A 16,336-nucleotide genomic window follows, 5' to 3' on the forward strand; every position below is an offset into this window, starting at 1 on the left:
GGTGAGGGTTAGGCATGCAAGGGTAGCCGGGCAATAGTGACCAAGGGGGAGGGCGCCGGGTTACGTTTCGGCAAGGGCTGCCTTGGTAAGCGGACAGGGCTGACCGCCATAGAAGGTATCAAGCACCTGCCGGAATTCCGCCGGCGCACCGGGGACAGCTGCAAACAACGTCATTGAAGAGCGTAGTTTCTTAGCGTCGGTATTGCCGAGGATCTGCGCGGGATCGGTACCCTGATGCTGCAGCACCAGTCGGCTGGTGTCCACCAAGCGGCTGCGCAGTTTTTCGTGGTTCAGATAGGCGATGGCCTCGGCCTGGTCCTCGATCCCGTAAAGCTGCGCCATGTGGGATTGGCCTAGTTCGGCCAATTGGGGAAAGACGAACCACATCCAGTGGCTCGCCTTTTTTCCTGCAGAGAGTTCAGCCAGGACAGCCGCCCAAACGGTGTCCTGAGCTTCGACGAACATTTCCAGTTCTTCCGCGAAATCGTCCTCGAAATCGCCGTCTATGCCGCCGTAGTCACTCACTTTTTAATCCGTCGCTCGCGGGCGGCCAGCAGTTTGAGGCGCAGGGCATTCAGCTGAATGAAACCTGCAGCATCCGTCTGGTCATAGGCGCCGGCGTCTTCCTCAAAAGTCACATGCGCTTCGGAGTAGAGCGAGTGATCCGACCAGCGGCCCACGCAGGCTGCGGAGCCTTTGTAAAGCTTCAGGCGCACGGTTCCGGTGACATGTTCCTGGCTCTTGTCGATAGCAGCCTGCAGCATTTCGCGCTCGGGCGAATACCAGAAGCCATTGTAGATCAGCTCTGCGTATTTCGGCATCAGCTCATCTTTGAGATGCATTGCGCCGCGGTCCATGGTGATCGATTCAATGCCGCGGTGGGCTTCCAGCAGCAGGGTGCCGCCCGGGGTTTCATAAATGCCGCGGGATTTCATGCCGACAAAACGGCCTTCGACCAGATCAAGACGGCCGCAGCCATGCTTGCCGCCCAATTCGTTCAGTTTGGTCAGCAGGTCTGCCGGGCTCAGCGTCTCACCATTAATGCTGACAGCATCGCCCTTTTCAAAACCGACCTCGATGAACTCAGGTTCATTCGGCGCGTCCTCGGGGTGAACGGTGCGCTGGTAGACATAATCAGGCGCCATGACCGCCGGGTCTTCCAGAACCTTGCCCTCGGAGGACGTGTGCAGCAGGTTTGCGTCAACTGAGAAGGGAGCTTCGCCGCGTTTGTCCTTGGCCACCGGGATCTGGTTCGCTTCGGCAAATTCCAATAGACGGGTACGCGAAGTCAGATCCCATTCACGCCAGGGCGCGATTACCTTGATGTCCGGGTTCAATGCATAGGCTGCCAGCTCAAAGCGGACCTGATCGTTGCCCTTGCCGGTGGCGCCATGGGCAACCGCGTCGGCGCCGGTGGATTCGGCGATCTCGACCAGACGTTTGGAGATCAGCGGGCGGGCAATCGAGGTGCCCAGCAAATAGAGCCCCTCGTAAACTGCGTTGGCGCGGAACATCGGGAAGACGAAGTCGCGGACAAATTCCTCACGCACATCTTCGATGAAGATGTTTTCCGGCTTGATGCCCAGCATTTCTGCCTTTTTGCGGGCCGGCTCCAGTTCCTCACCCTGGCCGAGATCGGCGGTGAAGGTGACAACTTCGCAGCCGTATTCGGTCTGCAGCCATTTCAGGATGATCGAGGTGTCGAGGCCGCCGGAATAGGCGAGCACAACTTTCTTAGGCGCGGACATGGAATTCCCTCTCAGGTCAGAACGCCTGCGGCGTAGCGGGTTTTGCCCGGAAGGGCAAGGTTAACCGGGGTTTTCTAATCTGCCAGGCACGCATAACGTGCGCGGAGAAGCAGAACAATCTATTGGAGAATGCCCGCATGAAAGGCTGGTCGATTTTCACTCACTCGGTGAGCATGGTTCTTAGGAACTTCGAATGGGCGGTCAGAATTGCCCTTGTGCCCGTCTTGATCGGAATTGCTCTTATTTTCGTTGTACTCAGTGCAGGCGGGCAGCCGATCGCAATGTTTTGGGATGAGCAAGCTTTGTCAGATGCATTGCAATCCGGCAAGCTCGGCCTGTCATTTGTCACCGCCACACTGATATTTATAGCGGTTCAGTTTTGGGTCTTTGTAGCATGGCACCGACTCATTCTGTTGGAAGAGTATCCAACAAGCTGGCTTCCTGCTTTCAAGGGAGATCGGATATTATCCTATTTTGGGCACATGCTGCTCATAGGATTTCTTGTGTTTGTGCTTTTTATCCCGTTGATGCTCCTTGTGAATGGACTTATCGCGGCGATGGGATCGGGAGCATTGGTTCCTATGCTTCTAGTGATTGCTGGGTACTCTGTTTTTGTTTTGATCGCGATGTATCGTATGCTTCCTGTATTACCGGCAGTAGCCATTGGTCGACCGCTTTTGCTGCGCGAGTCATGGCAAGCGACTTCCGGTGCCTCTGGCACGGTCTTTCTCGTGCTTGTTCTGTTGGGCGTGCTGCAGCTTTTGATGCAGTTTGTTTCCGGCTTGTCTTTTGCAGTTTTTGCCCCTCTTGGTTTCGTCTTTTCTGCGTTTGCCATGCTGGCCATGTCTTTGGTGAGTGCCAGCGTTCTTACTACTTTCTATGGACACTATGTCGAAGGCCGCCCGATCTAACTTCCGGTATTCTTATGTATGCTTTGCACCTGCCCCTTGTCTTGGGGGCGGGCATGCGCCACTGAATGTTCCATGAGCGATTTCAAGTCCCAGGCCCGTGCCGCAGAACAGGCGATGCGCGATGTGTTTCCCGCAACTCCGTTGCAGCGCAATGTGCATCTGTCCGAGCGTTTCGGCGCGGATATTTATCTAAAGCGCGAGGATCTGAGCCCGGTCCGCTCCTACAAGATCCGCGGGGCGCTGAACGCGATGCGCAAGCAGCCGGATCAGGAGCTGTATGTTTGTGCCTCGGCCGGCAACCATGCGCAGGGCGTTGCTTTCATGTGCCGTCATCTAGGCAAGCGCGGCGTAATCTTCATGCCGGTGACAACGCCGCAGCAGAAAATCCAGAAGACCCGGATGTTCGGCGGTGACAATGTCGAAATACATCTGGTTGGCGACTATTTCGACATTTGCCTGGCTGCTGCGCAGGAGTGGTGTGCCAAGGAGGGCGGGCATTTCCTGTCGCCCTTTGATGATGCCGATGTGATTGAAGGTCAGGCCTCCATCGCCGTGGAGATCGAAGCGCAGCTGGGTGAAACACCGGATCACGTGCTGCTGCCGGTTGGCGGCGGCGGCATGTCGGCCGGTGTTTCCTCTTGGTTTGGTGACGGGGTGCATAGCCTGTTTGTTGAGCCTGAAGGCGGTGCGTGTCTGCGGGCAGCGCTTGCCGCAGGCAAGCCGGTTGCATTGGATCATGTCGACACTTTTGTCGATGGCGCTGCGGTGGGGCGGATCGGCGCGCTGCCGTTTGATATTCTAAAGGAGGTGCCGCTGCCGGATGTACTGGCCATCTCCGAGGACCGGATCTGCACCACCATTATCGAGATGCTGAACGTGGAAGGCATTGTGCTGGAGCCGGCAGGCGCGCTGTCGGTCGAGGCGCTGCAGGATGTGCGCTCCTGGATCCGCGGCAAGACGGTGGTTTGCGTCACATCCGGTGGCAACTTTGATTTTGAACGTCTGCCAGAGGTCAAAGAACGGGCGCAGCGCTATTCCGGAGTTAAGAAGTACTTCATCTTGCGCCTGCCGCAGCGTCCTGGAGCGCTGAAGGAGTTTCTTGGCATCTTAGGCCCGGAGGACGACATCGCCCGCTTTGAATACATGAAGAAGTCCGCCCGCAATTTCGGTTCGGTGCTGATCGGGATCGAAACCAAGCGGCCGGAAAATTTCGAGCAACTGTTTGCACGGCTTGATGCGGCCGGGATGACCTTTACGGACATCACCCAGGACGAGACTTTGGTGCAGTTTGTGATCTGACATCTGAAGCCTGGTCAGAATTTTTCGGACATCCCGGTCAGGAAAGCAGATCTGGACGCTTGGAAATTGGCGATGATGGCAGCGACATCGACATCTTCTGCGCCACCTTGTGCTGACTTTCGCTCGCCGTCCATGCACAGACCCGAAAATTCATCAAACCCGAGGTTCAGCGCGCTGCCTTTCAGGAAATGCAGGTCCTGCTCCAGCTGACTGCAATCACCGCCTTGCAGCCTGCCGATAACTTCCTCGACCTCTTCGAGAAAAATTTCAACAACTTCCTCGAAATCCTCGGCGCCAACTTCTTCGCGCAGCTCGGTCACTCGCGGCCAGTCAATCATGTCATATGTCCCTAAGATCAGTCGCCATGCGCAATTTCTTAAGTTGATTGCAGTAAAAATATAGTGAAATAAAGAGGGAAGCTCAAATTTTAGGTTTCACCGCCTGTTAAATTTCTGGACCGATAGTATCACAAGATCGTCTGATTTTGCCATTTGTGAGGTGCCTTCGGTGCTGCCAGAAAGTTCGATGGACAACGAGGACCACACAGTGGCCGGATCAATACGCCGTGTGCTGGTCGTTGATGACAGCCGCCTGCAAAGACGCATTCTAGTTGCTTCTCTCAAGAAATGGGGGTTTGAGGTCGTCGAGGCTGAGAGCGGCGAGGCCGCGATGGAAATTTGCCAGACAGAAACTCCTGACTTGATCCTCAGCGACTGGATGATGCCGGGCATGAACGGGCTGGAGTTTTGCCGCGCGTTCCGTACTCGCTCCAGCGAGGAGTATGCTTATTTCATCCTGCTGACCTCAAAGAGCGAAAAGAACGAGGTTGCAGAAGGGCTTGATGCAGGCGCCGACGATTTCCTGACCAAGCCGGTCAGCTCGGATGAACTGCGGGCGCGGATTTCTGCGGGTGAGCGGATCCTGAGAATGCAGCGGGAACTGTCCGAGAAGAACCGTATCGTGTCCGAAACTCTGGGGGAGTTGCAGCGGGTTTATGATGCGATCGACAAGGACCTGATCCAAGCCCGCAAGATTCAGGAATCACTGGTGCCGGAACTGTCCAAGGATTTCGGATCCTCCACCGTCAATCTGCTGCTGAAACCCTGCGGCCATATTGGCGGCGATCTGGTGGGAATGTTCTCTCCTGGCGTGAACCGAATCGGCTTTTATTCTATTGACGTGTCCGGTCACGGCATCACGTCGGCGATGATGACAGCGCGTCTCGGCGGCTATCTGTCCTCGAACTACTTCGATCAGAATGTCGGGATGGAAAAACGCTTCAACCGGTTTTACGCTCTGCGCCAGCCGGAGGAAGTCGCCAGTCTGCTGAATGCACGGCTGATCGCTGATACCGGGATCGAAGAGTACTTCACCATGGCTTATTGCATCGCCGATTTGCGCAGCGGTGTTGTTAAGATGGTGCAAGCAGGCCACCCGCATCCGCTGTTGCTGCGCAAAAACGGTGAACTGGAGTTCATCGGTAAGGGTGGTGTGCCGGTGGGACTGGTTCCCGATATCGGCTACAGCCAGGAAGAATTTGTCATGGAACGTGGCGACCGCCTGCTGCTGTTCTCTGACGGCTTTACAGAGGCGCGGCTGGAAGATGGGTCCATGCTGGAGCCGGAGGGTTTGCTGGAGCTGGTTGGAAAATGCGGGTCAGAGCAAAGCAGTAAGGAATTTCTGGATGATCTTTACTGGCATTTGACGCAAGTTATGAGCAAGGAACACGGGCTTGAGGATGACGTCTCGGCCACATTGTTTGAGTACCAGGGTCCGTAAACCAGTCAGGCTGGTTGTCTGATGTTGTCCTGGCTTCGGCTGGGATGTTGTCTTTTCGGTGGTTGGCGTCTCAAACCCTTACAACCGGGCTGCCAGTTGGGCTGCAAAATGCCGGTCGCCAGCATTGCCAAGCCGGAGGGCGGCTTCCTGCGGGGTGACCCACAGCGCTTCATGCCCTTCTTCTGCAGGCGGACCGATCCGGCGCAACGGGCGGGCAATGTAAATATGGCAAATTTTTTCGGCCCAAAGATCATACTCCGGCATATAGGCAAAGCGCCGGAACACACCCATCTTGTGCGGCGCGGCAATCTTCCAGCCGGTTTCCTCATAGACCTCTCTGTGCAGTGCGGGAATGGGTGACTCGCCTGGATCGATACCGCCTCCTGGCAGCTGCAGGTCCGGATGAGGCGCATATTGGCAGGTAATCAGCAGCTTGCCGCCCCGTGGCAGCAGAGCATAGGCGCCCGGACGCATCCGGTAACGCTGGCCGTTCTCCGGTGTTTTATCAAATCGCCTGATCACGGGCCGGCCCCTTCACTCCAGTATCAATTCTCCTATATAGCCCCGGTATGCCAATCCCCGGCGCGTAAGGAAACCCCATGACACTTGGTTCGAAAATCGCGTGGGACGACACCGTCCTGCCCTTCCAGCTTGATGCATCGGACATGCGCGGCCGCGTTGCGCGGCTGGACGGCGTGCTGGATGGCATCCTGAAACAGCATGATTACCCGCCGGTGGTTGAGGCGCTGGTCGCTGAGATGGCGCTGTTGACGGCACTGATCGGGCAGACGATTTCCCTGCGCTGGAAGCTGTCGTTGCAGGTGCAGTCCAAGGGCGCAGTGAGGATGATCGCGACCGACTATTACGCACCGCAAAAAGAAGGCGAAATCGGCCGGATCCGTGCCTACGCAAGCTTCGACCGCGACCGGATTACCGATAGCAACCCTTTTGATCAGGTCGGAGAAGGGTACTTTGCTATCATGATCGACCAAGGCCAAGGCACCAAGCCGTACCAGGGCATCACCCCATTGTCCGGCGGGTCGCTGCGTGCTTGTGCCGAGGCCTATTTCGCGCAATCCGAACAGCTGCCGACCATGTTCAAGATGAGCTTTGGAAAATCATCCGAGCCTGGAGTTGACGAGCATTGGCGCGCGGGCGGCATCATGCTGCAGAGCATGCCCAAAGCGTCGCCCTTTGCTGCGCAAAGCGAAGGATCGGGTGAAGTTCTGCAGGCCAGCGATCTGGTGTCCGGTGATCAGGAAGAAAATTGGAATCGGGCCACATTGCTGTTGGATACCGTGGAGGCATTGGAGCTGATCGGACCGTCAGTGTCCCCGGCTGATCTGTTGATCCGATTGTTTCACGAGGAACAACCGCGGGTCTTTGATGTTCAGGCCGTCCGTTTCGGCTGCACTTGCTCCGAAGAGCGGGTACGCCAAAGCCTGTCGATCTATTCGGCCAAGGACATTGGCACCATGACAAACGAAGATGGCCGGGTCACCGCGGATTGCCAGTTCTGCAGCGCGCATTACGATTTGGACCCGGCAAGCGTGGGGTTTGAAGCGGAAAACCCGTCCGGTGAGTGAGGCCGCGCAGAACCTCGCCAACAGAATTACCGCCGCGCTGAAACACCAGGGCGGCGGCTCTTCCGACTTTGATCTCAACCCCGGTACCGTGCTGCCAGAAGGGCGCAAGCTGCGGCCGGCCGGGGTGCTGGTGCCCATTTCCGTCGCCGGAAATACACCGCGGCTTATTTTGACCAAACGTTCTTCGGCGCTGAAGCATCATCCGGGCCAGATCGCTTTTCCCGGCGGCAAGGTGGATGCCGGCGACACGGACGCCTGCGCCGCGGCATTGCGCGAAGCCTGGGAGGAAATCGGCCTGCCGCAGGAGTTGCCGCAGATTGCCGGCTGCCTGCCGGAGCATGAGACGGTGACCGGATTTTCGGTGACGCCAGTTGTGGCACTGATCCAGGAGGAATTCACCGTGCGTCCGGAAACGGGGGAGGTGGCCGAGGTTTTTTCCGTCCCGCTGACCCATGTGCTGGACCCAAAAAACTACATCATTGAATCCCGCCGCTGGCGCGGCACCCGCCGCCGCTACTATACCGTTCCATACGGCTCCTATTACATATGGGGCGCCACAGCGCGGATGCTGCGCGGTTTTGCGGCACGGATGGAGATGTAATGCGGATTGACCAATCCTGGTTGAAGGATCCTGCGACGCAGGCTGTTTGCAAGGCGGTCAATGCAGATGGAGCGCAGGTATTGTTTGTCGGCGGCTGCGTTCGAAACGCGCTGCTGGGGGAGGCGGTCTCCGACATGGACATCGCCACCGATGCACTTCCGGACCAGGTGATGGCGCTGGCAGGCCGAGCCGGGATCAAGGTGGTTCCCACCGGTATTGATCATGGTACAGTGACGCTGATCAAGAACGGCATCCCGCATGAAATAACTACGTTCCGCAGGGATGTTGCGACTGATGGCCGCCGGGCAATTGTCGCATTTTCAACAGATATCACTGAGGATGCCCGCCGCCGCGATTTCACTATGAACGCGATTTATGCGCGACCAGATGGCGAGATTGTCGACCCTTTGGACGGCATGGCAGATTTGCAGAAACGCCGTATCCGGTTCATCGGCACAGCAGAGAACCGCATACGCGAAGACTACTTGCGGTCCTTGCGCTATTTTCGCTTTCACGCTTGGTACGGCGATCACGCGCTGGGCTTTGACCCGGATGCGCTGGCAGCGATTGCAGCCAGTCTGGAGGGTCTGGCCACGCTGTCCAAGGAACGTGTCGGGGCTGAGATGCTGAAACTGCTGGCGGCACCTGATCCTGCGCCCTCGGCCGCGGCTATGCGGCAGGCTGGTGTTCTGGCACAGATTTTGCCTGGCGCCGATGACCGCGCCCTGGCGCCGCTGATTCACCTCGAGGCCGGGCGAGCTGCATCCAGCATCCGGCGGCTTGCCGCGCTCGGGGGGGAGGACCTTCAGGAGGCCTTGCGGCTCAGCAAGGCGCAGACCACTCATCTGCAGGCGATCCGCGAAGCTGCGGCCGGCACGGCCGGGGCAGGGGAGTTGGGCTACCGATTGGGTGCGGAACAGGCGCTGGATGCGCTGCTGTTGCGGTCTGCATTGCTGGAACAACCGGTTTCACCCGATTTGGAGAGCAAAATCGCGCAGGGTGCAAAGGCTGTTTTTCCGGTGAAAGCCCGGGATCTGCTGCCGGACTGCAAAGGCCCGGAACTGGGAGCGCAGCTGCGGAAGCTGGAGGCGGACTGGATTGCTTCGGGCTTCTTGCTCAGCCGGGAACAGCTGCTGGACTCCTTCCACTGACATAGGGTGTCAGCAGCGTCAGAACCTTTGGGGGTGACAAGAAAATATATCTTGCGTACGCATAGGGCAGCCACCACATGACGGATGAATGCTGATGTATTCTGGGATCTGGTTTCCTTAACGCCTGAGACCTAGCCCCGTTTGACATGGGAGCCATGGGCGGCCCGCTGTCCTCATCTGTATTCCAAATCAATGCTCGAACACCTGGAGCACCCGCATGTTTCGCTTCTTTGAAAACCTCATTGACCCTTATTGCGCCCACCCTGAGACCAACACGCCGCCAACGCGGTTGTGGCCGTTCCTGCGCGACTACGCAACGCCGTTCAAAACAGTCTTTATCCTGACCGCGCTGATGTCGGTCATTGTTGCCGCGATCGAGGTCGGGCTGATCTACTACATGGGCAGGATTGTCGACCTGATGTCCGGCAGGCCCGAGCAGGTTTGGGAGGCGCATGGAACCGAGCTGATCCTGGTTGCATTGTTCATCCTGTTGCTGCGGCCATTGATCCAGCTATTGGATGTGGTGCTGCTGAACAATGCGATCCTGCCGAACTTTGGCACGCTGATCCGCTGGCGGGCGCATAAACATGTGCTGCGCCAATCGGTGGGCTGGTTCGAGAACGACTTTGCAGGCCGGATTGCCAACCGGATCATGCAAACCCCGCCGGCCGCGGGGGAGGTGGTATTTCAAGTCTTTGACGCAATTACCTTTTCGCTGGCCTATCTGGCAGGCGCTGCGGTGCTGCTGTGGGTAGCAGACGTGCGGCTGATGCTGCCGCTGGGGATCTGGTTTGCGCTTTACGCTCTGTTGGTGATGTGGACGGTCAAGCGGGTCGGCCCGGCCAGCCAGGCGTCATCTGATGCGCGCTCTACCGTGACGGGGCGGGTCGTTGACAGTTACTCCAACATTCACTCGGTCAAGATGTTCGCGCATCACGACAACGAGCTGAGATATGCCCGTGATGCGATCGAGAACACCCGCAAAACCTTCCAGGCAGAGATGCGTATCTTCACCGTTATGGATGCGGCACTGGTCACGCTGAACGGGCTGCTGATTGTTGGCGTGGTCGGTTGGGCGATTATGCTGTGGTCGCAGGGGACTGCCTCGGTGGGCCTTGTGGCGGCGGCCACGGCGCTGACCCTGCGGCTCAATGCGATGACCGGCTGGATCATGTGGGCACTGACCTCGTTCTTCCGTCAGCTGGGTGTTGTGGCTGAAGGGATGGAGACCATAGCCCACCCCATCGATCTGGTGGATGCGGCCAATGCGGATCCGTTGCAGCTGACCAAGGGTGAGATCGAACTGCGAAGCCTCTCGCACCATTACGGGCGCGAGGCCGGCGGGCTCGACAAGATCAGCCTGACAATCCAGCCGGGCGAGAAGATCGGCTTGATTGGTCGCTCTGGTGCCGGCAAGTCGACACTGGTGAAGCTGCTTTTGCGGTTTTATGATGCCGAAAGCGGCCAGATCCTGATCGACGGTCAGGACATCCGCGCGGTGACGCAGGCCTCGTTGCGCAGCCGCATCGGTATGGTGCAGCAGGACAGCGCGCTGATGCACCGTTCGGTGCGGGACAATCTGCTGTATGGCCGTCCGGACGCCACCGAAGAGCAGATGATCGCCGCCGCCAAACAGGCGCAGGCGCATGAGTTCATCCTGGATTTGGAAGACCCCCAGGGCCGCAAGGGGTATAACGCCCATGTGGGTGAGCGCGGGGTGAAATTGTCGGGCGGCCAGCGCCAGCGCGTGACACTGGCCCGGGTGATCCTGAAGGACGCGCCGATCCTGATCCTGGACGAGGCCACCTCGGCGCTGGATTCCGAAGTCGAGGCGGCGATTCAGGAAACGCTTTACGGCATGATGCAAGGCAAGACGGTGATCGCCATCGCACATAGGCTGTCCACCATCGCGCAGATGGACCGTATCCTTGTGATGGATCAGGGCCGTATTGTTGAAGAAGGTTCGCATGAGATGCTTTTGCAGGCACAGGGACTTTATGCACAGCTCTGGGCGCGCCAGTCCGGAGGTTTCTTGAACATCGAGGCAGCAGAATGAAGATTGGCAATCTGATCGACGCCTTTCGCCCAGCCGATGGCCCGCCGCCGCAGCGGCTGGGGGCTTTTCTGCACTGGTGCTTGACCGGGGCCTGGCCAATGCTGCTGCTGGCGGCGGCATTCTCGGCGCTGGCCGGCGCGATGGAGGCGGGAACGGCCTATATCCTGGGAATTGTGATCGACACCGCAATAACCAGCGGGCCTGAGCAGTTCTTCTCGGCGGGCAATGCGGCGGTGATCGCGCTGGCATTGGGATTTTTCCTGTTCGTGCGACCGGTGCTGTTCGGATTGTCTGCAGCCTCAAATGCAATAATTGTCCAGCCTAACGTGAACCCGCTGGTGCTGTCGCGGCTGAATCGCTGGACGCTGGGCCAGCCGGTGCGGTTCTTCGACGATGATTTTGCCGGGCGGATTGCTCAGAAACAGATGCAAACGGCGACGGCTGTCACCTCGGTCACCACCGAGATGATCAGTGTTGTTGCGTTTGCATTGGCGTCTCTCGCCGGGTCATTGGCCTTGTTAGGCTCTATTAATTGGCGCGTTACCGGTGTGTTTCTGGTCTGGCTGGTTGGCTACTTCGGGCTGATCCATTGGTTCCTGCCGCGTATCCGCAAGCGCTCTGGCACGCGGGCAGGGGCGCGGGCGATGGTGACCGGGCAGGTTGTGGATTCCATTACCAACATCAAGACGGTTAAGCTGTTCGCGCATGCTGATCACGAAGAGCGGACTGCCCAGGATGCTATGGTCAGCTACCGTGAAAAGTCGCTGCAATTCGGTTATCTCTCGGCCAGCTTCCGGTTCTGTTTGATGTGCCTGGCGGGTATCCTGCCAGTACTGCTGATTGGCGCGACGCTGTTTCTATGGCAGGCGGGCAGCGCAACCGAAGGGGACATCGTGGCCGCTGGTGCAGTCTCAATCCGGATTGCGCAGATGACAGGCTGGGTCAGCTTCACGCTGATGGCGATCTATTCCAACATTGGTGAGATCGAAAACGGAATGAAGACCCTCTCGGCCCGCGAAAGAGTTGAGGATACATCCGATGCCAAGCCTCTGGTTGTCAGCAAAGGCGGCATCGAATTTGATCAGGTGGAATTCGCCTATGGCCGCGACGTGGGCGGGGTGCAGGGCATAAGCCTGGCCATCACCCCAGGTGAGAAGCTGGGTATTGTCGGTGCTTCCGGGGCAGGGAAGTCGACGCTCGTTTCACTTCTTCTTCGGCTCTATGATGGGGAAAACGGGCGCATTCTGATTGACGGACAGGACATTTCCGGTGTCACCCAGAATTCGCTGCGCAGCCAGATCGGTATGGTCACCCAGGAAACCGCCATGTTCAACCGCTCTGCCAGGGACAATATCTTGTATGGGCGGCCGGATGCGCCGGAGGAAGAATTGATCGCCGCTGCGGAGAAAGCTGAGGCGCATGAATTCATCACTGAGCTGGAAGACGGGCAGGGCAACAAAGGCTATGACGCTTTTCTGGGTGAGCGCGGCGTGAAGCTTTCGGGCGGGCAGCGGCAGCGGATTGCTCTGGCCCGGGCTATCCTGAAGGACGCGCCCATTTTGGTTTTGGACGAGGCAACCTCGGCGCTGGATTCCGAGGTTGAAGCCGCCATTCAGGCCGCCTTGCACCGGGTAATGGAGGGCAAGACGGTATTGGCGATCGCGCACCGGCTGTCGACGCTTAGCGAGATGGACCGGATTATTGTGATGGAGAAAGGACAGATCGCTGAAAGCGGTAGCCATGAAGAGCTGCTGGCCAAGGCGGGGCTCTATGCTGCTTTCTGGGCGCGCCAGTCCGGTGGATTTATCTGCACGGATGAGAACAAGGCGGCGGCTGAATAAAAATTCCGGCGCATTTTGCTTTTGCTGACCGGCTTGCCGCTGTAATGAGCGGCCATGACTGACGCAGCCAGAACTACAGCAACGATCAGCCGGCTAGGCCATCAAGGCGATGGCGTGGCCGATGGACCCTTGTTTGCCCCGCGCACACTGCCGGGAGAAACCGTTTCAGGTTTCGCAGAGAACAGCCGCCTGACCAGTATCCGGATCGAGACCCCGTCGGAGCACCGGGTGCAGCCAATCTGCCGCCACTACAAATCCTGCGGCGGTTGCCAGCTGCAGCACGCCAGTGACGGATTTGTGGCTGAGTGGAAAACGGACGTCGTACGCACCGCGTTGACGGCACAAGGGCTGGAGACAGAGTTTCGCCCGATCCACACTTCGCCGCCCGGCGCCCGCCGCCGTGCGACGCTGGCAGTACGGCGTACCAAAAAGGGTGCGATGGCCGGGTTTCATGGTCAGGCGTCGGATGTGATCACTGAAATTCCCGACTGCCAGCTGGTGGAACCTGCCTTAAAGGCTGCCATTCCCGTTGCAGAGGCGCTGGCGATGGCCGGAGCAAGCCGGAAGACACCGTTGGCGGTGACGGTTACCACCTCAGACGCTGGATTGGACATATTGGTCAGGAACGGCAAGCCGCTGGACGGGCCATTGCGGATCAAACTAGCGCAGCTGGCAGACCAGAACCGGATTGCCCGGTTGACCTGGGACGATGAACCGGTTGCGATGGAACAGCCGCCGGTACAACCCTTTGGCGCGGCGCGCGTTTGCCCGCCGCCGGGGGCTTTCCTGCAAGCCACCCGGGATGGTGAGGCGGCGTTGCTGGCGGCGGTTCAGGAAATAACAGGCGGAGCCAAGCGGATCGTCGATTTGTTTGCAGGCTGCGGCACATTCACCCTGCCTTTGGCGCAGACGGCCGAAGTACATGCGGTGGAGGGCGAACATTCAATGCTGGAAGCGTTGGATGCAGGCTGGCGCCGGGCGGCAGGGCTGAAGAAAGTCACCACCGAGGTCCGCGACCTGTTTCGCAATCCGTTGCTGCCCGAGGATTTGAACCCGTTTGGTGCAGCTTTTGAAGCTGCTGTGATTGATCCGCCGCGCGCAGGCGCTGAGACACAGACTGCGCAGCTGGCCAAAGCCCGAACACCTGTGATTGCCTATGTCTCCTGCAATCCGGTGAGCTTTGCCCGCGATGCCAAGGTTCTGGTTACGGCGGGTTACAGCCTTGACTGGGTGCAGGTTGTTGATCAGTTCCGCTGGTCCGCCCATACCGAGCTGGTTGCGCGATTTACTATGAAAGACTGAGATGACTGATACCCAAGCGTCCACCCCGACCCGCCGCCTGGCAGCCATTCTGGACAGTGACCGGTTCGGCCGGTTTATTACCGCTGTCATCATGGTCAATGCAGTCACTCTGGGGTTGGAGACTGCCCCATCTGTCATGGCCAAAATTGGCGGTATGATTCACCTGATCGACAACATTTGCTTGTCCATTTTTGTGGTGGAGATACTGGCCAAACTCTTTGTGCGCAGGTTGCGGTTTTTCCTGAGCGGCTGGAATGTGTTCGATTTCGTGATCGTCGGCATTGCGCTGGCGCCGGGGACACAAGGGCTGTCAGTGCTGCGGGCGCTGCGTATCCTGCGGGTGCTGCGGGTCATTTCAGTAGCACCGCGTCTGCGCCGGGTGGTCGAGGGGTTCATCACCGCACTGCCGGGGATGGGCTCGGTTTTCCTGCTGATGGCGATTATCTTCTACATCGGGTCCGTGATCGCGACCAAGCTGTTCGGCCAGGACTTCCCGGAATGGTTCGGAGATCTGGGCCGCAGCGCCTATTCGCTGTTCCAGATCATGACGCTGGAAAGCTGGTCGATGGGGATCGTGCGGCCGGTGATGGAAGTGCATCCGCACGCCTGGGCGTTCTTTGTGCCGTTCATCATGGTGACGACCTTTGCCGTGGTGAACCTTCTGGTCGGTCTGATCGTGAACTCCATGCAGGATGCCCATGGCGAAGAAGAGGTGGAACGCACCGATGCCTATAGGGACGAAGTGCTGAGCCGCCTGGAGGCGATTGAACAGAGGCTAAGCAGCCAATCGGACCCGGACAGGAAATTGTGAATTTCCTTAACAGGCAATTCGCGGTAAAGGCTGAATAGAGGCAAAAAAAGAAATACAGGCATTGAGAATGGACAGACGGGCATTTGGTTTCGGTGCGGCCGCGAGCCTTGCGCTGGCTGGTTGCAGCACCTCCGGCAGCGCAGTGAGCCGGTTTCACTCATATGACGGACCGCAAGTGACTTCGATCGTGATCAACAAGGGTGCGCGTAAGCTGTACCTGATGCACAACGAAGATATCCTGCGCGAGTATGAGGTCGACCTGGGGTTCGCACCATTGGGACACAAGGCGTTTGAGGGTGACGGAAAGACACCTGAGGGCACGTATGTGATTGACCGGCGCAATCCCAACAGCCGCTATCATCTGTCAGTTGGGATCTCTTATCCAAACGGGCAGGACCGGGCAAATGCGTATGCTCAAGGCAAGCGCCCGGGCGGTGAGATTTTTATCCACGGAGAGCCGAACAACGGCAAGGAGCGCAAACGCGCAGCCCGGGTTGACGACTGGACCGCCGGTTGTATCGCGGTGTCAAATGAAGAAATCGAAGAAATCTATGCCATGGTTCAGGACGGCACGGCCATCGCTTTGCGGCCCTGAACATCTGCCAGGGCCGCCGCGTCTGCAGTTGCGCCGGCGCCGTGCATCAGCACAGCGTTGCGGCTCAGCTGCCCATAACCATCGTCCACCAGATCTTGCCGTTCGGCTCCTGGAACCAGGAGAATCCCATATTCGTGGCTTTTGGGTCGAGAATCACTGCGCGTGTGGCTGGGCGTTCCAGCCACGCAGACAGGGTTTGCTGCTCATTCTCGTAGGTTTCAGAGATGTTCTCCCCCAAAAGCGAGCCGGTGTAACCAGCACGCGACACCCGGTCCAGCGGCGAGGAGCCGTCGGATCCGAAATGCCAGGGCCGGTTTTGCACTGACATGTCCCGGGAATGGGTCGCTGCGGCCGCAGTCAGCTCGGCATTCAGCTGTACGGTTTGTGCACCAGCCGCCTGACGCAGCGCATTGACTGAATCAAGCATCCGGATCTGCACTTTGTCTGCATTTCTAATACGGTAGGTGCTGCCGGATTCTGTTGCGGGCGTACATGCTGCCGCCAAAGTTACAAAGGCAGCAGCTATCAGCAGAAAAACACGTTTCATATTGCTCTCTCGCTCCGTCGGTTGCTGATGCACTTATCCTTCCTGTTGCAGAGGTGCAAATGGACCGGCAGAAATATGCAGACCTGCCGGTCGGATTGATTTGCGACTG

The 16,336-nt window shown here is 58.3% G+C and carries 16 protein-coding genes; 11 read left to right on the forward strand and 5 right to left on the reverse strand.

From position 1 onward, the window contains the following. Positions 1-60 precede the first annotated feature (60 nt). Positions 61-525: a DUF1810 family protein gene (locus L1069_RS01675; RefSeq protein ID WP_237454568.1), complete on the reverse strand. Its 465-nt coding sequence runs from the start codon at positions 523-525 to the stop codon at positions 61-63. Continuing rightward, positions 522-1,748 (reverse strand): argininosuccinate synthase, encoded by a 1,227-nt coding sequence (locus L1069_RS01680; protein ID WP_237454569.1) that lies wholly within the window; start codon positions 1,746-1,748, stop codon positions 522-524. Before L1069_RS01680 ends, L1069_RS01675 begins: the two co-directional genes overlap by 4 nt. Before the next feature lie 137 nt (positions 1,749-1,885). On the opposite strand from L1069_RS01680, the gene L1069_RS01685 reads away from it, so the two are divergent. Beyond that, positions 1,886-2,659, forward strand: a complete 774-nt coding sequence (locus L1069_RS01685; protein ID WP_129372643.1) for a hypothetical protein — start codon at positions 1,886-1,888, stop codon at positions 2,657-2,659. Positions 2,660-2,731: 72 nt separating this feature from the next. Continuing rightward, a complete protein-coding gene (gene ilvA / locus L1069_RS01690) occupies positions 2,732-3,958 on the forward strand; it encodes a threonine ammonia-lyase IlvA (protein WP_237454570.1) in 1,227 nt (408 codons plus the stop codon). 14 nt (positions 3,959-3,972) lie between these two features. Here the strand turns inward: ilvA and L1069_RS01695 are convergent, their stop codons facing one another. Then, entirely contained in the window at positions 3,973-4,296 is a 324-nt protein-coding gene (locus tag L1069_RS01695) for an Hpt domain-containing protein (protein ID WP_134831077.1), read from the reverse strand. Positions 4,297-4,483: 187 nt separating this feature from the next. Between L1069_RS01695 and L1069_RS01700 the strand changes: the two genes are divergently transcribed. After that, the gene (locus L1069_RS01700; protein WP_237454631.1) at positions 4,484-5,737 is read left to right on the forward strand and encodes a fused response regulator/phosphatase; all 1,254 of its coding nucleotides are present in this window, start codon (positions 4,484-4,486) and stop codon (positions 5,735-5,737) included. 78 nt (positions 5,738-5,815) lie between these two features. On the opposite strand, the gene L1069_RS01705 is transcribed toward L1069_RS01700, so the two are convergent. Then, positions 5,816-6,259 carry an NUDIX domain-containing protein gene (locus tag L1069_RS01705; RefSeq protein ID WP_237454571.1) on the reverse strand — a complete coding sequence of 148 codons (444 nt, stop codon included), beginning with the start codon at positions 6,257-6,259 and terminating at the stop codon, positions 5,816-5,818. Positions 6,260-6,336: 77 nt separating this feature from the next. Between L1069_RS01705 and L1069_RS01710 the strand changes: the two genes are divergently transcribed. From L1069_RS01710 to L1069_RS01745, 8 genes are all read left to right on the forward strand, one after another. After that, entirely contained in the window at positions 6,337-7,323 is a 987-nt protein-coding gene (locus L1069_RS01710; RefSeq protein ID WP_134831079.1) for an Hsp33 family molecular chaperone HslO, read from the forward strand. Beyond that, positions 7,316-7,924: a CoA pyrophosphatase gene (locus tag L1069_RS01715; RefSeq protein WP_237454572.1), complete on the forward strand. Its 609-nt coding sequence runs from the start codon at positions 7,316-7,318 to the stop codon at positions 7,922-7,924. Before L1069_RS01710 ends, L1069_RS01715 begins: the two co-directional genes overlap by 8 nt. Further along, positions 7,924-9,075, forward strand: a complete 1,152-nt coding sequence (locus tag L1069_RS01720; RefSeq protein ID WP_237454573.1) for a CCA tRNA nucleotidyltransferase — start codon at positions 7,924-7,926, stop codon at positions 9,073-9,075. Before L1069_RS01715 ends, L1069_RS01720 begins: the two co-directional genes overlap by 1 nt. 217 nt (positions 9,076-9,292) lie before the next feature. Next, a complete protein-coding gene (locus L1069_RS01725; RefSeq protein WP_134831081.1) occupies positions 9,293-11,131 on the forward strand; it encodes an ABC transporter ATP-binding protein in 1,839 nt (612 codons plus the stop codon). Beyond that, positions 11,128-12,972 carry an ABC transporter ATP-binding protein gene (locus tag L1069_RS01730; protein WP_237454574.1) on the forward strand — a complete coding sequence of 615 codons (1,845 nt, stop codon included), beginning with the start codon at positions 11,128-11,130 and terminating at the stop codon, positions 12,970-12,972. Before L1069_RS01725 ends, L1069_RS01730 begins: the two co-directional genes overlap by 4 nt. Positions 12,973-13,026: 54 nt before the next feature. After that, complete coding sequence (locus tag L1069_RS01735; protein ID WP_237454575.1) at positions 13,027-14,274, forward strand: class I SAM-dependent RNA methyltransferase; 1,248 nt, start codon at positions 13,027-13,029, stop codon at positions 14,272-14,274. Between the two features lies 1 nt (position 14,275). After that, a complete protein-coding gene (locus L1069_RS01740; RefSeq protein ID WP_237454576.1) occupies positions 14,276-15,085 on the forward strand; it encodes an ion transporter in 810 nt (269 codons plus the stop codon). A 67-nt stretch (positions 15,086-15,152) separates the two neighbouring features. Further along, positions 15,153-15,680 (forward strand): L,D-transpeptidase family protein, encoded by a 528-nt coding sequence (locus tag L1069_RS01745; protein WP_237454577.1) that lies wholly within the window; start codon positions 15,153-15,155, stop codon positions 15,678-15,680. A gap of 64 nt (positions 15,681-15,744) precedes the next feature. On the opposite strand, the gene L1069_RS01750 is transcribed toward L1069_RS01745, so the two are convergent. Beyond that, positions 15,745-16,227: a CAP domain-containing protein gene (locus tag L1069_RS01750; protein ID WP_129372631.1), complete on the reverse strand. Its 483-nt coding sequence runs from the start codon at positions 16,225-16,227 to the stop codon at positions 15,745-15,747. Positions 16,228-16,336: the final 109 nt, after the last annotated feature.

The organism is Leisingera sp. MMG026, from assembly GCF_021654205.1.
Classification (GTDB): Bacteria; Pseudomonadota; Alphaproteobacteria; order Rhodobacterales; family Rhodobacteraceae; genus Leisingera.

What these genes read in the sequence shown, in the direction of transcription:
- L1069_RS01720 (WP_237454573.1), top strand. Translation starts at nt 7,924, where the DNA reads ATGCGGATTGACCAATCCTGGTTGAAGGATCCTGCGACGCAGGCTGTT.
- L1069_RS01730 (WP_237454574.1), top strand. Translation starts at nt 11,128, where the DNA reads ATGAAGATTGGCAATCTGATCGACGCCTTTCGCCCAGCCGATGGCCCG.
- L1069_RS01680 (WP_237454569.1), bottom strand. Translation starts at nt 1,748, where the DNA reads ATGTCCGCGCCTAAGAAAGTTGTGCTCGCCTATTCCGGCGGCCTCGAC.
- L1069_RS01735 (WP_237454575.1), top strand. Translation starts at nt 13,027, where the DNA reads ATGACTGACGCAGCCAGAACTACAGCAACGATCAGCCGGCTAGGCCAT.
- L1069_RS01740 (WP_237454576.1), top strand. Translation starts at nt 14,276, where the DNA reads ATGACTGATACCCAAGCGTCCACCCCGACCCGCCGCCTGGCAGCCATT.
- L1069_RS01745 (WP_237454577.1), top strand. Translation starts at nt 15,153, where the DNA reads ATGGACAGACGGGCATTTGGTTTCGGTGCGGCCGCGAGCCTTGCGCTG.
- L1069_RS01695 (WP_134831077.1), bottom strand. Translation starts at nt 4,296, where the DNA reads ATGATTGACTGGCCGCGAGTGACCGAGCTGCGCGAAGAAGTTGGCGCC.
- L1069_RS01750 (WP_129372631.1), bottom strand. Translation starts at nt 16,227, where the DNA reads ATGAAACGTGTTTTTCTGCTGATAGCTGCTGCCTTTGTAACTTTGGCG.
- L1069_RS01685 (WP_129372643.1), top strand. Translation starts at nt 1,886, where the DNA reads ATGAAAGGCTGGTCGATTTTCACTCACTCGGTGAGCATGGTTCTTAGG.
- L1069_RS01710 (WP_134831079.1), top strand. Translation starts at nt 6,337, where the DNA reads ATGACACTTGGTTCGAAAATCGCGTGGGACGACACCGTCCTGCCCTTC.
- L1069_RS01725 (WP_134831081.1), top strand. Translation starts at nt 9,293, where the DNA reads ATGTTTCGCTTCTTTGAAAACCTCATTGACCCTTATTGCGCCCACCCT.
- L1069_RS01700 (WP_237454631.1), top strand. Translation starts at nt 4,484, where the DNA reads ATGGACAACGAGGACCACACAGTGGCCGGATCAATACGCCGTGTGCTG.
- ilvA (WP_237454570.1), top strand. Translation starts at nt 2,732, where the DNA reads ATGAGCGATTTCAAGTCCCAGGCCCGTGCCGCAGAACAGGCGATGCGC.